The 21,420-nt window shown below is 69.1% G+C and carries 17 protein-coding genes; 10 read left to right on the top strand and 7 right to left on the bottom strand.

What is annotated here, in order from left to right:
* Window positions 1-880 precede the first annotated feature (880 nt).
* The 4 genes from mptB (at window position 881) to QE449_RS11645 (ending at window position 5,397) form a co-directional block, all read left to right on the top strand.
* The gene (mptB, locus tag QE449_RS11660; RefSeq protein ID WP_307109712.1) at window positions 881-2,548 is read left to right on the top strand and encodes a polyprenol phosphomannose-dependent alpha 1,6 mannosyltransferase MptB; all 1,668 of its coding nucleotides are present in this window, start codon (window positions 881-883) and stop codon (window positions 2,546-2,548) included.
* Entirely contained in the window at window positions 2,545-3,519 is a 975-nt protein-coding gene (locus QE449_RS11655) for an ABC transporter ATP-binding protein (protein ID WP_051613224.1), read from the top strand. Before mptB ends, QE449_RS11655 begins: the two co-directional genes overlap by 4 nt.
* Window positions 3,516-4,316, top strand: coding sequence for an ABC transporter permease (locus tag QE449_RS11650; protein ID WP_027505292.1), 801 nt, complete (start codon window positions 3,516-3,518; stop codon window positions 4,314-4,316). The genes QE449_RS11655 and QE449_RS11650 overlap by 4 nt, the downstream gene beginning before the upstream one ends.
* A 97-nt stretch (window positions 4,317-4,413) precedes the next feature.
* Window positions 4,414-5,397, top strand: a complete 984-nt coding sequence (locus tag QE449_RS11645) for a heme A synthase (RefSeq protein ID WP_222631066.1) — start codon at window positions 4,414-4,416, stop codon at window positions 5,395-5,397.
* Window positions 5,398-5,407: 10 nt separating this feature from the next.
* On the opposite strand, the gene QE449_RS11640 is transcribed toward QE449_RS11645, so the two are convergent.
* Window positions 5,408-5,788 carry a hypothetical protein gene (locus QE449_RS11640; protein WP_307108847.1) on the bottom strand — a complete coding sequence of 127 codons (381 nt, stop codon included), beginning with the start codon at window positions 5,786-5,788 and terminating at the stop codon, window positions 5,408-5,410.
* Between the two features lie 105 nt (window positions 5,789-5,893).
* On the opposite strand from QE449_RS11640, the gene QE449_RS11635 reads away from it, so the two are divergent.
* Window positions 5,894-6,859 carry a quinone oxidoreductase gene (locus tag QE449_RS11635; RefSeq protein WP_027505289.1) on the top strand — a complete coding sequence of 322 codons (966 nt, stop codon included), beginning with the start codon at window positions 5,894-5,896 and terminating at the stop codon, window positions 6,857-6,859.
* Window positions 6,860-6,872: 13 nt separating this feature from the next.
* On the opposite strand, the gene QE449_RS11630 is transcribed toward QE449_RS11635, so the two are convergent.
* On the bottom strand, window positions 6,873-7,850 hold the full coding sequence (locus tag QE449_RS11630; RefSeq protein WP_056444679.1) for a heme o synthase: 978 nt from the start codon (window positions 7,848-7,850) through the stop codon (window positions 6,873-6,875).
* Window positions 7,851-8,187: 337 nt separating this feature from the next.
* Between QE449_RS11630 and tkt the strand changes: the two genes are divergently transcribed.
* Genes tkt through pgl form a run of 5 tightly spaced genes read left to right on the top strand, consistent with a single transcriptional unit; the run spans window position 8,188 to window position 14,611 of the window.
* Entirely contained in the window at window positions 8,188-10,287 is a 2,100-nt protein-coding gene (gene tkt, locus QE449_RS11625; RefSeq protein WP_027505287.1) for a transketolase, read from the top strand.
* A gap of 4 nt (window positions 10,288-10,291) precedes the next feature.
* On the top strand, window positions 10,292-11,413 hold the full coding sequence (tal, locus tag QE449_RS11620) for a transaldolase (protein ID WP_027505286.1): 1,122 nt from the start codon (window positions 10,292-10,294) through the stop codon (window positions 11,411-11,413).
* A gap of 3 nt (window positions 11,414-11,416) precedes the next feature.
* Window positions 11,417-12,976, top strand: a complete 1,560-nt coding sequence (gene zwf / locus QE449_RS11615) for a glucose-6-phosphate dehydrogenase (protein WP_307108846.1) — start codon at window positions 11,417-11,419, stop codon at window positions 12,974-12,976.
* A complete protein-coding gene (gene opcA / locus QE449_RS11610; protein ID WP_027505284.1) occupies window positions 12,973-13,878 on the top strand; it encodes a glucose-6-phosphate dehydrogenase assembly protein OpcA in 906 nt (301 codons plus the stop codon). The genes zwf and opcA overlap by 4 nt, the downstream gene beginning before the upstream one ends.
* Window positions 13,871-14,611 (top strand): 6-phosphogluconolactonase, encoded by a 741-nt coding sequence (gene pgl, locus QE449_RS11605; RefSeq protein WP_027505283.1) that lies wholly within the window; start codon window positions 13,871-13,873, stop codon window positions 14,609-14,611. Before opcA ends, pgl begins: the two co-directional genes overlap by 8 nt.
* A gap of 236 nt (window positions 14,612-14,847) precedes the next feature.
* Here the strand turns inward: pgl and ppc are convergent, their stop codons facing one another.
* From ppc to pgk, 5 genes are all read right to left on the bottom strand, one after another.
* A complete protein-coding gene (gene ppc / locus QE449_RS11600) occupies window positions 14,848-17,616 on the bottom strand; it encodes a phosphoenolpyruvate carboxylase (protein ID WP_056444689.1) in 2,769 nt (922 codons plus the stop codon).
* 42 nt (window positions 17,617-17,658) lie between these two features.
* Window positions 17,659-19,035: a magnesium transporter gene (gene mgtE, locus QE449_RS11595; RefSeq protein WP_307108845.1), complete on the bottom strand. Its 1,377-nt coding sequence runs from the start codon at window positions 19,033-19,035 to the stop codon at window positions 17,659-17,661.
* A gap of 29 nt (window positions 19,036-19,064) precedes the next feature.
* Complete coding sequence (gene secG / locus QE449_RS11590; protein WP_027505281.1) at window positions 19,065-19,298, bottom strand: preprotein translocase subunit SecG; 234 nt, start codon at window positions 19,296-19,298, stop codon at window positions 19,065-19,067.
* A gap of 89 nt (window positions 19,299-19,387) precedes the next feature.
* Window positions 19,388-20,203: a triose-phosphate isomerase gene (gene tpiA, locus QE449_RS11585; RefSeq protein ID WP_222637593.1), complete on the bottom strand. Its 816-nt coding sequence runs from the start codon at window positions 20,201-20,203 to the stop codon at window positions 19,388-19,390.
* 3 nt (window positions 20,204-20,206) lie between these two features.
* Window positions 20,207-21,418, bottom strand: a complete 1,212-nt coding sequence (gene pgk / locus QE449_RS11580; protein WP_222637594.1) for a phosphoglycerate kinase — start codon at window positions 21,416-21,418, stop codon at window positions 20,207-20,209.
* Window positions 21,419-21,420: the final 2 nt, after the last annotated feature.

Here is a 21,420-nt window from a genome sequence, read left to right as displayed (position 1 = left end):
GACGTGCGAGACCGGGCAGTGGTGCTGGCAGATCTGCACCCCGTTGCCGACCGGGCGGGTGGAGGCGGCGAAGCCGGACTCGGTCAGCGCCTCGGCGATGGCGTCGGCCGTCTCGGAGACGGACTGCTGCGAGGACGTGTCGGCAGGCTCGACGTCGCCCACGATGGACTGGATGCGTCGGCGGGCGAACGTGCGCACCGCGTCGTCGCCGCCGATCTCCCGTAGGTGCCGCATGGCCGCACCCGCGAGATCGTCGTACGAGTGGCCGAGTCGAGAGCGTCCGTGCGCGGTCAGGGAGAACAGCTTCGCGGGGCGACCGCGGGTACGTGCACCGGGACGCGAGGTCATCGTGACGCGCGCGTCGCCCGCGTCGATGAGAGCATCGAGGTGGCGCCGCACGCCGGCGGCGCTGATGCCCAGACGGGACCCGACCTGGGTGGCGCTGATCGGACCCTCCTCGAGCAGGAGCGTCACGACGGACGACCGCGTGCGACCCTCCGACGTTGCCGAGCCCGACGTTGCCGAGCCCGACGTTGCTGAACCAGATCCCGAAGCCGGAGTGACAGTGACCGACGCGACGTCGGCGCGGGCGCTGACGCGCTCGCCGGAACGTTCGGTAGTCGTTTTCACAACACCAGTGTGACCGAATTACCGGAGAGGTTCCAGCAAGGGCACCCTGGGTAGCAGGGCCGATGCCGCGGCGACGTTCGTGATCGGCGCCGGTGTCGATACGCTCCGTTCTGTGCCCGCACCTGCCGACGACTCCGTGCCCTCCGCGCCGGTGACACCGACCGACGCCTCGGCGTCCCTCGCGGGCGGCACCGACGACGTGGTCACGGCGGGTGCGACGGAGCCGAGCCGCTCCGGTACCGCCGCGCGGATGCGGGCGACGGCCCGTCGAGCGACGCGTCGGGTGCTGGGGATCGAGGGGTTTCCGCGCAGCGACCGCGTCGCGTTTCTGCACGACAACGAGCCCGAGCGCCCCGAACTGAACGCCGCCGAGGTGCGCGATCTCACACGGATCCGCCGCTTCGGTGCCATCGGCGCCGCGATGATGGCCCTCGGTGCACTGGGCGCCGGCGCACAACCGGTTCTCCAGAACCCGGTGCAGGGTGTCCGCGTGCTCGGGCTCTTCGCTCGCGCGCTCCCCGCCGCACTCACCATCACGATGATCGGCACCGCCGTCGTGGTGCTCGCATGGCTGCTCCTCGGCCGCCTCGCCGTGGGATCTTTCGGCGCGCACTCGTCGCCGCGCCGGATGTCTCGCTCCCAGCTGGACCGCACGCTCGCGCTGTGGATCGTGCCGCTGTGCGTCGCGCCACCGATGTTCAGCAAGGACGTCTACTCGTACCTGGCGCAGAGCGAGATCACGGCCCGCGGACTCGATCCGTACGCCATCGGTCCGCAGGCGGCACTCGGCGTCGACCATGTGCTCACCAGGACCGTGCCGACCATCTGGCGCGACACCCCGGCGCCCTACGGACCGTTCTTCCTGTGGATCGGTCGGGGCATCACCGCGCTCACCGGTGACGACATCGTCGCCGGGATCTTCCTGCATCGCATCGTCGCGCTGATCGGCGTCGCGCTCATCGTGTGGGCTCTCCCCCGCCTCGCCGCCCGGTGCGGAGTGTCCAGCGTGGCGGCGCTGTGGCTCGGTGCCGCCAATCCGCTCCTGCTCTTCCACCTCGTCGCCGGGATCCACAACGAGGCCGCAATGCTGGGCCTGATGCTCGCGGGGCTCGAACTCTCGTTCCGTGCGGTCGAGTCCGCGGCACCACTGCGGGGCCGTACCGGCGTGCTGCTGCTCGCCGGCGCGGCGGTCATCGCCCTGTCCGCGACGATCAAGATCCCGTCGGTGCTCGCGCTCGGATTCGTGGGCATGGCCCTGGCCCGTCGATGGGGTGGTCGGCCCCGCGACGTCGCCGCCGCCGCCGCCCTGCTCGGCGCGGTGACCGTCGCCGTGATCCTGGGCGTCAGCGCCGCGAGCGGGCTCGGATTCGGCTGGCTGGACACCCTGGGCACGGCCAACGCCGTGCGCAGCTGGATGTCGTTGCCCACACTGCTCGGCCTCGCCACGGGAGGCGCCGGCGTCCTCCTCGGCATCGGCGACCACACCACTGCCGTGCTGTCCCTCACCCGCCCGATCGCCTCCCTGGTGGCCGCGCTGATCATCGTGCGGATGCTGGTGTCGGTCCTGCTGGGTCGGCTCCACCCCATCGGAGCCCTCGGCGTGTCGCTCGGGGCACTCGTGCTGCTCTTCCCCGTGGTCCAGCCCTGGTACCTGCTGTGGGCCGTCACCCCGCTGGCCGCCTGGGCCACCCGACCGGCGTTCCGGGTGCCGGTGATCGTCTTCTCCGCGTTCGTCTCGCTGATCGTCATGCCGACCGGCGGTGAGGTCCAGCCCTTCGTCATCGTCCAGGCGGCGGTGGCGACAGTCCTGACGATCGCCGTGCTGTACGCCTCGACGAGGCGACTGCTGCCCTGGCGGGCACGCGACGGGGCGGCGGCGCCGGACCGTCCGTCGGACGCCTACGCTGGATCATCGTGACCGCCCGACCTGTCCCTCCGCCCACGGCGTCCGATGCCGGGACGCCGACGGACTCTCCGGCGGTGTCGCTCCGCGGTGTGGTCAAGCACTTCGGTGACGTCGCGGCCGTCGACGGACTCGACATCGAGCTGCAGCGCGGCCGGGTGCTCGCACTCCTCGGTCCCAACGGGGCCGGCAAGACCACCACCGTCGAGATGTGCGAGGGCTTCCACACGCCCGACTCCGGTGAGGTCCGCGTCCTGGGGCTCGATCCCATCGTCGACTCCGACCGTCTCAAGCCGCGGATCGGGGTGATGCTGCAGGGCGGCGGCGCCTACCCCGGCTCGCGTGCGGGCGAGATGCTCGACCTCGTCGCCGCGTACTCGGCCGACCCGCTCGATCCCAAGTGGCTCCTCGGACAGTTGGGGCTCACCGATGCCGTCCGCACGCCGTACCGACGACTCTCCGGCGGTCAGCAACAACGCCTCTCGCTGGCCTGTGCGCTGGTCGGCCGCCCCGAGCTCGTGTTCCTCGACGAGCCGACCGCCGGGCTCGACGCACAGGCCCGGCTCCTCGTGTGGGACCTCGTCGAGGCGCTGCGGCGCGACGGCGTGAGCATCCTGCTGACCACCCACCTCATGGACGAGGCCGAGCACCTCGCGGACGACCTGGTGATCATCGACCACGGCCAGGTCGTCGCCTCGGGGACGCCCACCGAGCTCACCCGTCGGGGCGCCGAGGGCCAGTTGCGATTCTCCGCACCCTCCGGCCTCGACCTGTCGTTGCTGCAGATGGTGCTGCCCGAGGGGTTCGATCCGGTCGAGAGTTCGCCGGGCTCGTATCTGCTCGAGGGGACCATCGACCCCCAGGTGCTCGCGACGGTGACCTCGTGGTGTGCTCGACTGAACGTGCTGGCCACCGATCTCCGTGTGGAGCAGCGCAGCCTCGAGGACGTCTTCCTCGACCTCACGGGGCGGGAACTGAGAGGGTGAGCGTGACATCACGGTCCGAACGTGCGTCCGACCGATTCGCACCGGGGACGTTCACACCGGATCCCCGGCCCGCACCGCGCCGCCGCATGCTGCTGGCGCAGAGCCGCCTCGAACTACTCCTGCTCTTGCGCAACGGTGAGCAGCTGCTGCTGACGATGTTCATCCCGGTGACGTTGCTCATCGGCCTCACGCTGCTGCCGTTCGGCGACTTCGGCACCGAGCGCGTCGGCACCGTCGTACCCGCCGTGATGACCGTCGCGGTGATGTCGACCGCGTTCACCGGCCAGGCCATCGCCGTCGGCTTCGACCGGCGCTACGGCGCTCTCAAGAGACTCGGCGCCACCGCTCTGCCGAAGTGGGGCGCGATCGCCGGGAAGTCGATCGCCGTGCTCCTCGTGGTCGTGCTGCAGTCGGTACTGCTCGGCGCCATCGGCCTCGCCCTCGGGTGGCGTCCGACTCCCGGCGGACTCGTGCTGGGCGCGCTGGTCATCGCTCTGGGCACCGTCACCTTCGCCACGATGGGCCTCCTGCTCGGCGGCACGCTGCGGGCCGAGATCGTGCTCGCCCTCGCCAACATCGCGTGGTTCGTGATGCTCGGAATCGGCAGCGTGGTGTTCGCGAACGAGGCACTTCCCGGCGGCGTCCGTATGATCGCGCGACTGATCCCGTCGGGCGCGATGGCGGAGACGCTCGAGCAGGCCGTCGTGGGACGAGCCGATCTGTTCGGCATCCTGGTCCTCGTCGTGTGGGCGGCGATCTGCGGCTTCTGGGCGACCCGCAAGTTCTCGTTCACCTGACACCGAAGCCGCAGTCCGACCACCCGAAGCCGCAGGCCGACTACCCGAGGCCGCAGGCCAACTACGCAGCGTAGGAGATGCCGTCTACCATCGACGTGTGCTCTCCCGTGCGTACTTCTCCGTGGTCGACCGCCTCCCGGTCCCCTCCGTTCGCGTCCAGCGAATCATCGCGTTCGTCGTGATCCTGACGCAGGGCGGTATCTCGGTGACGGGCGCCGTGGTCCGGGTGACGGGCTCCGGGCTCGGGTGCCCCACGTGGCCGCAGTGTTTCCCCGGCAGCTTCACGCCCGTCGGCGTGTCCGAGGTGCCCGTCCTGCACCAGGCGGTCGAGTTCGGCAACCGCATGCTCACCTTCGCCGTGGTCCTCACCGCGGCTGCCATCGTCCTGGCGGTGACACGGGCACGGCGCCGCCGCGAGGTGGTCGTCTACGCGTGGCTCATGCCTGCGGGCACGGTGCTGCAGGCCGGCGTCGGCGGCATCACGGTGCTCACCGGGCTGCTGTGGTGGACCGTGGCGGTGCACCTCGTGATCTCGATGCTGATGGTCTGGCTCGCGACGTTGCTGTTCCACAAGATCGGTGAGAAGGACGAGGGCGTATCGGTACCCGCCGTGCCCGCGCCGCTGCGGTGGTTGACCGTGCTGTCTGCGGCCCTTCTCGCCGGAGTTCTGGTGGCGGGCACCATGGTCACCGGCGCGGGACCGCATGCCGGTGACGCGGACGTGGCTCGGCTCGAGGTGGAGATCGTCACGCTGGTGCACCTGCACGCCGAACTTCTGGTGGGGTACCTGGCGCTGCTGGTGGGGCTCACGTTCGCCGTCTACGCCGTCAGTCCGTCCGGAGCCTCCGCCATCAAGAAGCGTCTGCAGGTGGTCATCGCGATCGTCGTCGCCCAGGCGTGCGTCGGCATCGTCCAGTACTTCACCGACGTCCCTGCGGCCCTCGTGGCCGTCCACGTCGCCGGTGCTGCCGCGGCCACGGCCGCCACGGCCGCTCTCTGGGTGTCTCTGCGGGAGCGGGAGACCGTGCCGGCAGCCGAGGACACCGACGTGACCTCGCCGCGGCTGGCCCGCGCGGACTGATCGGACGCGGTCAGAGACCGTTGCGCGCCTTCGGGTAACGCGACTGACGCGCCACCCATCCCGCCATCTGCGCGAAGTGACCCTTGCGCGGGGTGACGATGCTCGTCAGCTCGCGGTCCCAGTCACCGAGGGTCACGGAGTCGAGCGAGTCCACCACCGCGTGCGCGATGCGGAGATTGCCGGCGACCCGGTCCCCCAGGATCCCGTCGGCACCGACCAGGGTCATGCGGACACCGGCGCGGCCGAGCGGCTGCAACACCACCGTCGCGGACCCGCCGTGCGCTGCGACGAACGACTCGATCGAGGACACCAGGTTCGACGGCGGGGCCGCCGTCTCGGTGCTCTGCCCGGAGTCACCCTTGGGTGCGTTCTCGATGCTCTCGGTGCTCATGATCGTGAGAATACCCGGTCCGTCCCACGCGTCCCTACTGGCCGGTAACTCAGCGGTGGGTCCGTCCCGCCCCCGCTGTCGCGGGCGCGGTGGCAGACTTTTCCCATGCGCGCTGTACTCGTGACCAGAACCGGCGGACCCGACGTCCTCGACGTGACCGACGTCCCCGATCCGGTACCCGGCCCGGCCGATCTACTGGTCCGGGTCCAGGCCTCCGGGATCAACTACATCGACACGTACTTCCGCAGCGGGTCCTACCCGCGGGAGCTGCCGTACGTCCCGGGCGACGAGGGCACCGGCGTCGTCGAGCAGGTGGGCTCGGAGGTGTCCGGGTTCTCGGTCGGCGACCGCGTCGCATGGGCCGCAGCGCCCGGGAGCTACGCCGAACTCGTGCGGGTCCCGGCCGCCTCTGCCATCGCGGTGCCGGCGGGTGTGGATCCCCCTCAGGCGGCATCCGTGCTGCTCCAGGGCATGACGGCGCACTATCTGATCGAGTCGACGTACCCCGTGCGGTCCGGCGACGTGGTGCTGGTGCATGCCGGCGCGGGCGGAGTCGGGCTGATTCTCACGCAGCTCGTCACGGCGAAGGGCGCGACGGTGATCACCACCGTGTCCACCGACGAGAAGGAGGCGTTGTCGCGCGAAGCAGGCGCGACTCACGTTCTCCGCTACGACGACGACATCCCGTCACGCGTGCGCGACATCACCGACGGTGTCGGCGTCGCGGCGGTGTACGACGGCGTCGGTGCCTCGACGTTCGACGCGAGCCTCGAGAGCGTGCGCATCCGCGGGACAGTGGCCCTCTTCGGTGCCGCGAGCGGGCCGGTACCGCCGGTGGACCCGCAACGCCTCAACAAGGCCGGCTCGGTGTTCCTGACCCGCCCCACCCTCGCGCATCACATCCGCGACCGGGCAGAGCTGGAATGGCGCGGCGGAGACGTGGTGCGCGCGCTGGCGGACGGAACCCTGACGGTCCGAGTCGAGCATCGCTATCCGCTCGAGCAGGCCCGGCAGGCGCACATCGACCTGGAGAGCCGGCGGACGGCGGGATCGATCGTGCTGGAACCCTGACGCGGAGCGGGTGTCAGGAGAAGAAGTCGGAGACCGTGGACATCCCGAGCACGGAGTCGACGGCGAGACCGATGAAGACGACCGCGAGGTAGTTGTTCGACTGCAGGAACAGGCGCAGCGGCTTCACGGCCTCGCCGCGTCGCACGCCCGAGTAGAGCTGGTGCGCCATGAGGAGGAACCAGGCACCCGCCGCCAGGGCGACCGCGGCGTAGACGACACCGGCCGCCGGGATCAACGCAGCCGTGGCCGCAACCGTGGCCCAGGTGTAGAGGACGATCTGCCGGGTGACGACCTGTTCGGTGGCGACGACGGGCAGCATGGGCACACCCGCCGCCTTGTAGTCGTCCTTGTAGCGCATGGCCAGGGCCCACGTGTGGGGCGGAGTCCAGAAGAAGATGACGAGGAACAGGACGATCGCCTGCCACCCGACGGTCCCGGTCACGGCGGACCATCCGACGAGTGCGGGCATGCATCCCGCGGCACCGCCCCAGACCACGTTCTGCGAGGTCCGGCGCTTGAGCACCATCGTGTAGACGAGGACGTAGAACAGAATCGTCGCGACGACCAGGATCCCACTGAGGAGGTTCGCCGCCCACCAGAGCCAGAGGAAGGATCCGACTCCGAGGAGCGCGCCGAAGACGAAGGCGTGCGACGTCGGCACGGCCTCGCGGGCCAGGGGCCGCCGCGCGGTGCGCTTCATGACCTTGTCGATGTCCGCGTCGACGACGCAGTTCAGCGTGTTGGCGCTGGCGGCACCCATCCACCCGCCGAACAGCGTGGCGAACAGCAGCGGGAGGTTCACCGTGCCGCGGTCCGCGAGGAGCATCGTGGGGATGGTCGCGACCAGGAGGAGCTCGATCACGCGCGGTTTCGTCAGCGCGATGTAGGCGGCGGGTTTGGCCGTCAGCCGGCCGAGTCTCGACGTGGGAGCGGTCGACACGTCCCGGGTCGGACTGTCGGTGAACCCGTGTCCGCTCGGGCTCTGCCGCATACCCACTCGAATCTCCCTCTCGCACCGTCCGCTCCACCACCCGGCCCAGTTACCGAGCGGAATGGTGCTACTACAAGCGATGGTAGACGCCGCCTGTGTCATCACCCCAATCGGCGGGTAGTCGGATGGTTCGGGCGTCGTGTGACGGATCGGCGGCGGACCACCCGTCGCGGAACCAGCGAGGCGTCCCGGACGGAACTAGGCTCGACCGTGAACCGGGTATCCCCGACCGACCCGCCGGGGAACTAGGCTCATCACGCGCGGAGCGGCGACGAGTGCGCCGCGTCCGTGCACTACTGGCCACCCCCACCCCGACAGTGTCAGGAGATCTCCACCCGTGTCGATCACAGACGACATCACCGTTCTCACCAGCGCTCACCATCCGAGCGACTGGACCGATCTGGACACACGGGCGGTGGACACTGTGCGTGTTCTCGCTGCCGACGCGGTGCAGAAGGTCGGCAACGGCCACCCCGGAACCGCCATGAGCCTCGCTCCCCTGGCGTACTCGCTCTTCCAGCGCACGATGCGCCACGATCCCACGGACACCACGTGGATCGGCCGCGATCGCTTCGTGCTCTCGTGCGGTCACTCGAGCCTCACGCTGTACATCCAGCTCTACCTGGGCGGCTTCGGCCTCGAGCTCGCCGATCTCGAGGCGCTGCGCACGTTCAAGTCGAAGACTCCCGGCCACCCGGAGTTCCGCCACACCAAGGGCGTCGAGATCACCACCGGCCCGCTCGGTCAGGGCCTGGCCTCGGCCGTCGGCATGGCCATGGCGTCGCGCCGTGAGCGTGGACTCTTCGATCCCGAGCCCGCATGGGGCGACAGCCCGTTCGATCACTACGTCTACGTCATCGCGTCCGACGGCGACATCGAGGAGGGCATCACCTCCGAGGCGTCCTCACTCGCCGGCACGCAGCAGCTCGGCAACCTGATCCTGTTCTACGACGACAACAAGATCTCCATCGAGCACTCCACCGACATCGCGCTGTCCGAGGACACCGCCAAGCGCTACGAGGCGTACGGCTGGCACGTGCAGGTCGTGGAGGGCGGCGAGAACGTCACCGCCATCGAGGAGGCGGTCGAGGCGGCCAAGGCCGTCACCGACAAGCCCTCGATCATCGTGCTGCGCACCATCATCGGCTTCCCGGCCCCCACGATGATGAACACCGGTGCCGTCCACGGTGCCGCTCTGGGTGACGACGAGGTCGCCGCCGTTAAGAAGGCGCTCGGCTTCGATCCCGAGAAGACGTTCGAGGTCACCGACGAGGTCATCGAGCACACCCGCGGCCTGCAGGCGCGTGGCCGCGCGGCGCACGAGGCGTGGAGCAAGGACTTCGACGCGTGGAGCGAGCGCGAGCCCGACCGTCGCCGCCTGCTGGACCGTCTGACCGAGGGCACGCTGCCCGACGGATGGACCGACGTCCTCCCCACCTGGGAGCCGGGCGGCAAGGCCATCGCGACGCGCGCCGCGTCCGGTGAGGTCCTCAGTGCCGTCGGCCCGGTCCTGCCGGAGCTGTGGGGCGGCTCCGCCGACCTCGCCGGCAGCAACAACACCACCATGAAGGGCGCCAAGTCCTTCGGCCCGACGTCGATCTCCACCGACGACTGGGACGCCGAGCCCTACGGCCGCACGCTGCACTTCGGTATCCGCGAGCACGCGATGGGCGCGATCCTGTCCGGCATCGTCATGCACGGACCGACGCGTGCGTACGGCGGCACCTTCATGCAGTTCAGTGACTACATGCGTCCCGCGGTGCGCCTCGCGTCCCTCATGGACATCGATCCCATCTACGTCTGGACCCACGACTCCGTCGGTCTCGGCGAGGACGGCCCGACGCACCAGCCGGTCGAACACCTCGCGGCGCTGCGCGCGATCCCGAACCTCTCGGTCGTGCGCCCCGGCGATGCGAACGAGACCGCCCACGCCTGGCGCGCGGTGCTCGCGCGCTCGTCGAGCAGCGGACCCGTCGGCCTCGCGCTCACCCGTCAGGGCATCCCGATTCTCGACGGCACCAGCTACGAGGGTGTCTCCAAGGGCGGGTACGTCCTGGTCGAGTCGTCCAAGGCCGCACCCGACGTGATCATCGTCGCGACCGGTTCCGAGGTGCAGTACGCCGTGGAGGCACAGAAGCTTCTCGAGGCGCAGGACATCGCGGCGCGCGTCGTCTCGATGCCGTGTGTCGAGTGGTTCGAGAGCCAGGACCAGAACTACCGCGACCAGGTCCTTCCGCCCACCGTGAAGGCCCGTGTCTCCATCGAGGCCGGCATCGCGATGCCCTGGTACAAGATCGTCGGCGGCTTCGGCGAGATCATCTCGCTCGAGCACTTCGGCGAGTCCGCGGACGCGGCGACGCTCTTCCGCGAGTACGGCTTCACGGCCGAGGCCGTCGTGGCCGCAGCTCAGCGCTCCATCACCAACGTGAAGGGATGACAGCATGACTCAGAACCAGAATCTCGCAGACCTGTCCGCCGCCGGAGTCTCGGTCTGGCTGGACGACCTCTCCCGTGACCGGATCTCCTCAGGCAACCTGAAGGACCTGATCGACTCCAAGTCGGTCGTCGGCGTCACCACGAACCCGTCGATCTTCCAGGCCGCCCTGTCGAAGGGCACCTCGTACGACGAGCAGGTGAACGAGCTCGCCGCTCGCGGTGCCGACGTCGATTCCGTCATCCGCACGGTCACCACCGACGACGTCCGCAATGCGTGCGACGTGCTCGCACCGGTGTACGAGGCGACCAACGGAGTCGACGGACGGGTGTCCATCGAGGTCGATCCCCGCCTGGCCCACGACACCGACAAGACGGTCGCGCAGGCGATCGAGCTGTGGAAGATCGTCGACCGGCCCAACGTCCTGATCAAGATCCCCGCCACCGAGGCCGGCATCCCCGCCATCGCCAAGGTCATCGGCGAGGGCATCAGCGTCAACGTCACGCTCATCTTCTCGGTCGAGCGCTACGAGGCCGTCATGAACGCCTACCTCGAGGGACTCGAGTCGGCGAAGGCCGCGGGCCACGACCTGTCGTCGATCCACTCGGTCGCGTCGTTCTTCGTCTCGCGCGTCGACACCGAGATCGACAAGCGTCTCGACGCCATCGGAACACCGGAGGCGACCGACCTGAAGGGTAAGGCCGCACTGGCCAACGCACGCCTCGCGTACGTCGCCTACCAGCAGGTGTTCGAGATCGGGTCGCGTTTCCAAGGCATGCTGACCGACAACGCCCGGCCGCAGCGCCCGCTCTGGGCCTCCACCGGAGTGAAGGATCCGACCCTGCCGGACACGCTGTACGTGTCCGAGCTGGTCGCCCCGAACACCGTCAACACCATGCCCGAGAAGACGATGGACGCCTTCGCCGACCACGGCGAGGTCACCGGCGACACCATCACGGGCAAGGGTCAGGAGTCGCAGGCCGTCTTCGACGCCATCAGTGCACTGGGTATCGACCTGACCGACGTCTTCCTCGTGCTCGAGAACGAGGGCGTCCAGAAGTTCGAGGCGTCGTGGGGCGAACTGCTCGACGCCACCTCCGAGCAACTCTCCGCCGCGTCGAAGAGCTGAACCGTGGCGACGGAGTCAGCCACACCCTGGGTGAATCCGCTCCGTGACAGCAGAGACAAGCGTCTCCCGAGGATCGCCGGGCCCTGCAGCCTGGTGATCTTCGGTGTCACCGGCGACCTGGCGCGCAAGAAGTTGATGCCGGCGGTGTACGACCTCGCGAACCGTGGGCTCCTGCCGCCCGGGTTCGCGCTGGTCGGGTTCGCCCGGCGTGAATGGTCGGATCAGGACTTCGGCACCATCGTCCACGACGCGGTCCGGGAGCACTCCCGGACGCCGTTCCGTGAGGACGTGTGGGAACGGTTGTCGGAAGGCATCCGCTTCGTGCAGGGGTCGTTCGACGACGCCGCGGCGTTCGATCAGCTCACGAGAACGCTCGCGGAACTCGACGTCGAGCGCGGAACCGGTGGGAACCACGCGTTCTACCTGTCCATCCCGCCGGGCGCGTTCCCCACGGTGCTCGAGCAGTTGTCGGCGTCCGGTCTCGCCACCGGGCCGGATACCGAGGACGAGGCGCCGCGGCACTGGCGTCGAGTGGTGATCGAGAAGCCCTTCGGACACGATCTCGCGAGCGCGAAGGAGCTCAACGCGATCGTCAACCGGGTGTTCCCGGAGGACCGCGTCTTCCGCATCGACCACTACCTCGGCAAGGAGACGGTCCAGAACATCCTGGCGCTGCGCTTCGCCAACCAGCTGTTCGACCCGATCTGGAACGCCCACTACGTGGACCACGTGCAGATCACGATGGCCGAGGACATCGGCCTGGGGGGTCGAGCCGGGTACTACGACGGCATCGGCGCTGCGCGCGACGTGATCCAGAACCACCTGCTGCAGTTGCTCGCCATCACCGCGATGGAGGAGCCGGTCAGCTTCAGCCCCAGCGAACTGCAGAGCGAGAAGATCAAGGTCCTCTCGTCGACGCGTCTGGCGGAGCCGTTCGCGCAGACCGCCGCCCGGGGGCAGTACACCTCGGGGTGGCAGGGCAGTCAGAAGGTGAAGGGGCTCAAGGAGGAGGAGGGGTTCGACGCGGAGTCGAACACCGAGACCTACGCGGCCATCACCCTCGAGGTGGATACCCGGCGGTGGGGCGGCGTGCCGTTCTACCTCCGCACGGGAAAGTCGCTCGGGCGGCGCGTGACCGAGATCGCGATGATCTTCAAACGCGCACCGCACCTGCCGTTCGACGCCACGATGACCGAGGAACTGGGCCAGAACGCACTCGTCATCCGCGTGCAGCCCGACGAGGGCGTCACGCTGCGCTTCGGATCGAAGGTGCCGGGGTCCAGCATGCAGGTGCGGGACGTCAGCATGGACTTCAGTTACGGCCAGGCCTTCACCGAGTCGTCGCCCGAGGCGTACGAGCGGCTCATCCTCGACGTGCTGCTCGGTGAGCCGTCGCTCTTCCCGGTCAATGCCGAAGTCGAGCTGTCGTGGAAGATCCTCGACCCCATCCTCGAGTACTGGGCGTCCGGAGGCGCGGCCGATCCGTACGAGGCCGGCACGTGGGGCCCCAACTCGGCCAACGAGATGATGCAGCGCACCGGACGCGAATGGAGAAGGCCGTGATCGTCGATCTGCCCGCCACCACCACCGGTGCCGTCTCGAAGAAGCTGGTGGAGCTCCGCGAATCGGGCGGCGCCGTCACGCTCGGTCGGGTGCTCACCCTGGTGGTCGTCATCCGTGATCCCGCGAAGTTCGAAGCCGCGATCGAGGCGGCCAACGAGGCCAGCCGGGAGCACCCGTGTCGTGTGATCGTGTTGGCCCGCGGTGATCGCGACGACGACGACGTTCTGGACGCGCAGATCCGCGTCGGCGGCGACGCGGGCGCGTCCGAGGTGGTCTTCCTGCGACTACGGGGCGAGCTGTCGGAACACGAGCAGAGCGTCGTTCTCCCCTTCCTGCTGCCGGACACCCCCGTGGTGGCCTGGTGGCCGAGCGGAGCACCGGCGGTCCCGAAGGAGGACCCGGTGGGCCGACTCGCCATCCGCCGGATCACCGACGCGACCAACTCACCCGACCCGCGCGCTGCCATCTCGTCGCGACTCGAGTCGTACGCCGAGGGGGATTCCGACCTCGCCTGGTCGCGCATCACCTATTGGCGTGCGCTGCTCACCACGGCACTCGACCAGCAGGCCGAGCCGGTGCGATCGGTGACCGTGTCGGGTCTGCGCGAGGAGCCCGCACTGGACATCCTCGCCGGGTGGTTCGCCGCCCGCCTCGACGTCCCCGTGGTGCGCAAGGTCGGCGACCTGCGTGTGGAGATGGTGCTGGCCGACAGCACCGTGTCCATCAGCAGGCCGCAGACCGGCACCACGGCCACCCTCATCCGCACCGGACAACCGGACACGCTGGTCTCACTCGCCCGGCGGGAGACCCGCGACTGCCTCGCGGAGGAGCTGCGTCGACTCGACCGTGACGAGATCTACGAAGAGGCCCTCGCCGGCCTGACGAAGGTGACCTATGAGTGAGACACGACCGGAGATCCACCGTTCCGACGACACGGCGGCTCTCGCCCGCGCCGCGGCCGAGCGATTCGTGTCGGTGGTCGTCGACGCCCAGCGAGCACGCGGTACCGCATCCGTCGTGCTGACCGGTGGCGGCACCGGCGTCGCGACCCTGGCCGCTGTCCGCGACCTCGGCGGCGACATCGACTGGTCCGCCGTCGACGTCTTCTTCGGTGACGAACGCTTCCTCCCCGAGGGCGACCCGGAACGCAACTACGTGCAGGCCAGGGACGCCCTGCTCGATCACGTCGGCGTCGATCCCGACCGCGTGCACGTCATGGCCCCGTCCGACTCGCCGCTGGGCGACGACGTCGAGGCCGCGGCGGTGACCTACCTGCAGTCGGTGGCAGCCTTCGCACCGGAGGACGGACCCGCCTTCGACATCCACCTGCTCGGCATGGGCCCGGATTCTCACGTCAACTCCCTCTTCGCCCACGGTGACGCGGTGCAGGAGAAGTCACGCTGGGTCGTGGCCGTGACCGACTCCCCCAAGCCGCCTCCCGTGCGCATCACGCTGACGCTCCCGGCGGTGAACAGGTCTCGGCACGTGTGGTTCCTCGTCTCGGGCGAGGGCAAGGCCGATGCCGTCGCCGCCTGTGTCGGGGGCGCGGACCCGGTCGAGCATCCGGCCGCCGGCGCACACGGCCTCGAGTCGACCGTGTGGTTCCTGGACGCGGGGTCGGCGTCCCGCCTCTGAGCGACGCGGGGTCGGCGTCCCGCCTCTGAGCGACGGTCAGGCCGGCGGCCGTCCGGGCTGATCGTCCTTCGGTCGGACGGGTGTCGAGGCCGCTGGTCGACGCCGGGGCACTCCCCTGCGCCACGCGGATGCGGTTGCGGTGCAACGGTGTTGGTTCTGCGGAGTCATGACGGAGATCCTCCCGGCGTCGAATGGGTCTGTTCTGTTCGACGCCGGGAGGGTCCGCGCGGTTCCCTCTATCCGCTGTTGCGCAACGCGGTCGCGAGCCCGTTCATGGTCAGCAGGATGCCGCGCTTGACCTGCTCGCGATCGTCTCCCGCCCGCAGCTGTGCGAGTAGTTCCACCTGCAGGTGGTTCAGCGGCTCGAGGTACGGGAAGCGGTTGAACACCGACCGCGCCAGCGCCGGGTTGTCGTCGAGCAGCCCGTCGTGCCCGGTGATCTTCAGGTACATCGACACGGTCTTGGCATGCTCGGTCGAGATCATGTCGAACACGGTCTTGCGGAGCTGCTCGTCCGGCACCAGTTCGGAGTACCGGGCGGCGAGCCCCAGATCCGACTTGGCCATGACCTGCGCCATGTTGGACAGCACCGTCCGGAAGAACGGCCACCGCCGGTACAGATCGGTCAACGTGGCCAGCTTGTCCGCGTCGCCGCCGACCCAGTCCTCGAACGCGGTACCCACCCCGTACCAGCCGGGCAACATCACCCGCGACTGACTCCACGACATCACCCACGGGATCGCCCGCAGGTCGTACACCGAGTTGGTGGGCTTCCGCGACGCCGGCCGGCTGCCGATGTTGAGCTCCCCGATCTCGGCGACCGGTGTGGACATCCGGAAGTACTCGACGAAGCCCGGCGTCTCGTGGACCAGTGCCCCGTACGCGGCCTGGGCGCGTGCCGCCAGATCGTCGAGCAGCGCGTAGGCCGGCTCGGCGTCGTCCCCGAGCCCCTCGACGTCGAGCAACGTGCTCTCGATGGTCGCCGCCAACAGCGTCTCGAGGTTGCGGCGCGCCAGGCGGGGTTCCGCGTACTTCGCCGCGATCACCTCGCCCTGCTCGGTGATCCGCAGCGAGCCGGTGACCGCACCGGTCGGCTGCGCGAGGATGGCGTCGTAGCTCGGGCCACCGCCGCGGCCCACGGTGCCACCGCGGCCGTGGAACAGTCGTAGCCGGATCCCGGCGGCGCGTGCAGCCTCGACGAGGTCGAGTTCGGCACGGTAGAGCGCCCAGTTCGCGGCCAGGTACCCGCCGTCCTTGTTGGAGTCGGAGTACCCCAGCATGACTTCCTGGTTGTCCCCGCGGGACGTCACCAGCGCGCGGTAGACGGGGATGGACAACGTCGCGGTGAGGGTCGCCGCGCCCTGCTGGAGATCGTCGATCGTCTCGAACAGCGGCACCACACCGACGGGCGAGGACGGACCCGTCTCGGCGTCGCCGGGATCGAGGATGCCCGCCTCCTTGAGCAGCACCGCGGCCTCGAGCATGTCGCTGACCGAGGTGCACATGCTGATGATGTAGTTCGGCACCGCGCCGCCGCCGAACGTGCGCACGGCGTCCGCGGCGGACTCGACGATCGCCAGCTCCTTGGCCGTCTGCTCGCTGAACTCCGCGCGGGGCCCGATGAGGGGTCTCCGCGTCTCGAGCTCGGCGGAGAGGATCGCGACGCGCTCGTCCTCGGACAGTGACGCGTAGTCCGCGTGGACGCCCGCCCAGGCCAGCAACTCCGCCACGACCTGTTCGTGGATCTCGGAGTTCTGCCGCATGTCGAGCCCGGACAGGTGGAACCCGAAGGTCTCGAGCGCCTGCCGGAGCGTCGCGAGTCGGTCGTCGGCGATGACGCCGTTGGCCGTGCGCCGCAACGAGCGGTCCAGCAGGTCCAGATCGTCGAGCATCTCCTGCGGGGCGCCGTACGGCTCGAGTTCCGGCGAGTCGAGGGTGTTGTCCGGAACCACGTCCAGCATGCGGCGCGCCGTCGCCGACAGTCGCCCGCGGATACCGCGCACAGCTCGGCGGAAGGGCTCGTCCGCACGGAACGCCGACTCGTCCTTCGACGCATCGGCCAGGGCCTGCAGGTCCGCGTCCACGTCGATCAACCGAGCCGACATGGACAGCTCGTGCTCGAGACCGACGAGATCCGCGAGATACCGGGTGAACGCGACCTGCGCGGCACGGTTGGTCGCGCGGTGCACGATCTCCCCGGTGACGAAGGGGTTGCCGTCCCGGTCGCCGCCGATCCACGATCCGGGTCGCAGCATCGGCTGCGTCAGCAGGTCGGCATCCGGCCAACGGCTGCGGAGCGCTGCCCGCAGCTCGGTGTTGATGCGCGGGATCACGTCGAAGAGCGACATGTCGTAGTAGCGCAGACCCACCTCGATCTCGTCCTGGATCCGCAAGCGGGACAGCCGGATCAGCGCCGTCTGCCACAGTGCGAGGATCTGCCGCTCGATCTTCGCGTCGGTCTCCGCGATCTCGGTGTCGTCCAGTTCCGTGCGCTCACGGAAGCGCATCAGATCGGTGATGCGGCTCTGGATCTCCGACACGGTGCGGCGACGCGTCTCGGTGGGATGCGCGGTGATGACGGGCGACACCAGGGCGTCACGGAGCAGGTCCTCCACCGTGGCGGCGTCGAGGCGCGCCGCATCGAGCTTGCTGTAGGTGGAGGCGAGACTGCTGTCCTGGGGCGGCTCCCCGGCACGCACGTGCACGGCGCGGCGGCGCTCGCGGTGAATGTCCTCCGCCAGGTTGGCGAGAAGCGAGAAGTGACTGAACGCCCGGATCACCGGGATGGCACGCGTGATGTCGATGCCGTCGAAGAGCCGGGCGAGTTCGCCGCGATCGATCTCCGACCGCCGCACGCGGAACGACTCCACTCGGGCCTGCTCGACGAGGTCGAAGATCTCCTCTCCCTCGTGGTCCCGAACGACGGAACCGAGAATTCCGCCGAGGAGCCGAATGTCCTCGCGCAGAGGTTCGGTGGCGGGCAGACCTGGATCCACGACTGTCATGGGGACAGTATCGTCGGCGCGCCCCCGGATCGCAGCGCGGGGCTAGAGCCCCAACACTGCCCGCGCGATGAGAAAGTAGACGATCAATCCGGTCGCGTCGACGAACGTGGTGATGAACGGGTTCGAGAACACCGCCGGGTCCACCCGGACGGCCTTGCCGATCAGCGGCATCGCTCCGCCCACGGTCGCGGCCATCGTGCAGATGCTCAGCAGGGTGAGTCCGATGACGGTGCCGATCGACGTGTCGTAGACCAGGGAGGCGACCGCGAACCCGACACCACCGAGAAGCAGGCCCAGACTGACACCGACACGCATCTCGCGTCCGACGACGGCGAGGATGTCCCGCGGCCGGACGTCGTCGAGTGCCAGGGCCCTGGTCACGGTCGTCGCCGCTTGGTTTCCGGTGTTGCCGCCCGTGCCGATCAGCAGCGGCACGAACAGCGACAGCACCACCTTCTGTTCGAGCGTCGCCTCGAAGATCTCGAGCACGTGGACGGTCAGCGTGGCTCCGATCGCCAGTACGAGAAGCCACACCACCCGGGACCGGACGACCGACAGGACCGGTGTCGCGAGGTAGGGCCGCCGCAACGGCTCGTATCCACTCAGGCGCGCCTGGTCCTCGGACTCTGCCTCCTCGAGGATCGCGAGGGCGTCGTCCACCGTCAGGATGCCGACGAGCCGGGCCTCGGCGTCGACGACGGGCAGCGCGAGCACTTTGCGGTCGGCGCAGCGTCGTGCCGCGGATTCTGCATCGTCCGTCGCGAGCGCCGAATACGCCTCGTGCACGAGTTCCTGCACCAGCGCATCCGCGGGTGCCACCATCAGGTCGCGCAGGCTGACGACGCCGACCAGGCTGCGGCCCTCGTCCACGACGGGCAGCGTGTAGACCGTCTCGGCATCGGCGACGCGGGCGCGTACTCGGTCGAGGCACTGGGCTGCCGTCATGTCCGGCCTGCACGAGACGTACTCGGGACTCATGCGTCGTCCGATGGACCCGGCCGGGTAGCCCAGCACCGCTGCGGTGAGGTCACGCTCGGCCGGCGGGAGTCCGAGCATCAACCGGGTGGCGACCGAGGCGGGGAGCTCGTCGAGGAGTCCGACCCGATCGTCGGGATCGAGTTCGGCGAAGACCGACGCGACATCCTCGTCGCGAAGTCCGCGGACGAGGTCGCTCTGCAGCGTGCCGGGCAGGCCCTCGAAGACGGCGAGGGCACGATCTTTCGGCAACAATCGGAACACGAGTGCGCGGTGCTTCAGGCTCAGGCGCTCGAGGAGATCGACGGCCTGGTCCACCGAGACCCGGGACAGCCCGACCGTGACGGCGGACAGATCGTGATCAGCGAGGGCGCGATCGATGCGCGCGGAGACGTCGTCGGGAAGAGACGTGTCCGGGTCAGGCGTGTCGGGGGTACGAGACATCGCGGTCGACCGGGCCTCACGTCACCTGATCAGGCGAACTTGATCTCCAGGCCGATTCCCAGGATGCAGATGAGCCACACGACACCGGTGAAGACGGTGACACGGTCGAGGTTCTTCTCGACGACGCTGGACCCGGACAGAGACGACTGCACGCCACCACCGAACAGGCTCGACAGGCCGCCGCCCTTGCCGCGGTGCAGCAGGACGAAGACGAGCAGGCCGATGCTGGTGACCACCAGCAGGATGTCCAGGAACGTGCGCATGATGGCCAATGTTACAGGCCGCGCGCCGCCGAACGACGAAGGGCACGTCGCGTGTGCGACGTGCCCTTCGATCGGTGATGCACGGTGGGTCAGGGAAGCGGTCCCCCGGCGGCGATGGCACACAGGGTGGCGAACTCGTCCGCCTTCAGCGACGCTCCGCCCACCAGTGCACCGTCGACGTCGGTCTGGCCGACGATCTCGCCCACGTTCTTCGAGCTGACCGATCCGCCGTACAGCACACGGACCGCCGCCGCGGTGTCGACGTCGGCGAGCGACGCCAGCTCCTGACGGATGGCTCCGCAGACTTCCTGCGCGTCCGCGGCACTGGCCACGCGGCCGGTACCGATGGCCCACACCGGCTCGTAGGCAACGACGATCTTCCCGATCTCCTCGGCACTCAGACCCGCGAGGGACCCGCGGAGCTGCTCGACGTTGAACGCCACGTGCTCGCCGGCCTCCCGCACCTCGAGACCCTCACCGATGCAGACGATCGGCACGAGTCCGTGCTTCAGCGCGGCCTTGGTCTTGGCGAGCACCGCCTCGTCGGTCTCGCCGTGTCCGGCGCGACGCTCCGAGTGCCCGACCACGACGTACGTGCAGCCCAGCTTGGCCAGAAAGGCACCGCTGATGTCGCCGGTGTAGGCGCCGGAGTCGTGGGGCGAGAGATCCTGCGCGCCGAACGTGAGCAGGAGCTTGTCGCCCTCGATCAACGTCTGGACACTGCGGATGTCGGTGAACGGCGGGATCACCGCGACGTCGACCTTCTCGAAGTACTTCGCTGGCAACGAGAAGGCGATCTTCTGCACCAGGGCGATGGCCTCGAGGTGGTTCAGATTCATCTTCCAGTTACCGGCGATGAACGGGGTCCTGGCCTTACGGTCGAGCGAAGCTCGTGGAGATGTCATGGTTCAGCCCTCCAGTACCGACAGGCCGGGGAGCTGCTTGCCCTCGAGGTACTCGAGGGAGGCACCGCCACCGGTGGAGATGTGCGAGAAACCGGCGTCCGGGAGACCCAGCGTGCGCACGGCCGCGGCGGAGTCGCCACCGCCCACGACACTGAACGCGCCCTTCGTGGTCGCCGCGATGATCGCCCGAGCGATACCTTCGGTGCCCTTCGAGAACTTCTCGAACTCGAAGACTCCGGCGGGACCGTTCCAGAAGATGGTCTTGGCGTTGCTCAGCACCGCCTCGAAACGGTCCACCGAGTCGGGCCCCACGTCCAGACCCATCCAGCCGTCGGGGATCTCCGACGCCTTCACCGTCTTCGACTCCGCGTCGGCGGAGAAGCTGTCGGCGACGACGACGTCCGTCGGAAGGTGGATGACGTCACCGAAACGCTCGAGCAGGTCCTTGCACGTCTCGATGCGATCTTCCTGCAGCAGCGACGTGCCCACGGAATACCCTTGCGCCGCAAGGAAGGTGAAAGCCATGCCGCCGCCGATGACCAGCGTGTCGACCTTCGGCGCCAGCGCCTCGATGACACCGATCTTGTCGGACACCTTGGAGCCGCCGAGCACCACGGCGTAGGGACGCTCGGGGGTCTCGGTCAGCTTCGTCAGGACGTCGACCTCGGTCGCGACCAGCGTGCCCGCGTAGTGCGGGAGCAGCGTCGCGACGTCGTAGACCGACGCCTGCTTGCGATGCACGACACCGAAACCGTCGGACACGAACGCGGCGTCGTCGCCGGCCAGCGTGGCCAGTTCCTTCGCGAGCGCCAGCCGCTCGGCGTCGTCCTTGCTGGTCTCGCGCGGATCGAAGCGTATGTTCTCGAGCAGGAGAACGTCTCCGTCGGTCAGACCCTCGGCGCGAGCCTCGGCGTCCTGACCGACGACGTCACCGGCGAGCTGGACGTGGCGTCCCAGCAGTTCGCCGAGCTTCGCCGCGACCGGAGCCAACGAGAACGCGGCGTCCGGCTTGCCCTCCGGCCGGCCGAGGTGCGCGGTCACGATGAGCTTGGCACCCGCCTCGAGCAGCGTCTTCAGCGTCGGGAGCGACGCCTCGATACGGCCGGCGTCCGTGATCTGCCCGTCGTCGAGCGGAACGTTGAAATCGGCACGGACGAGGACGCCGCGTCCGTCGACGCCCTCGTCGATGAGATCCTGCAGTGTCTTGACGGCCATCG

It is taken from the genome of Rhodococcus sp. SORGH_AS_0303 (assembly GCF_030819335.1).
GTDB lineage: Bacteria > Actinomycetota > Actinomycetes > Mycobacteriales > Mycobacteriaceae > Rhodococcoides.
The sequence above is the reverse complement of the archived record's forward strand: the minus strand, read 5'-3'. Positions and strand labels throughout refer to the sequence as shown.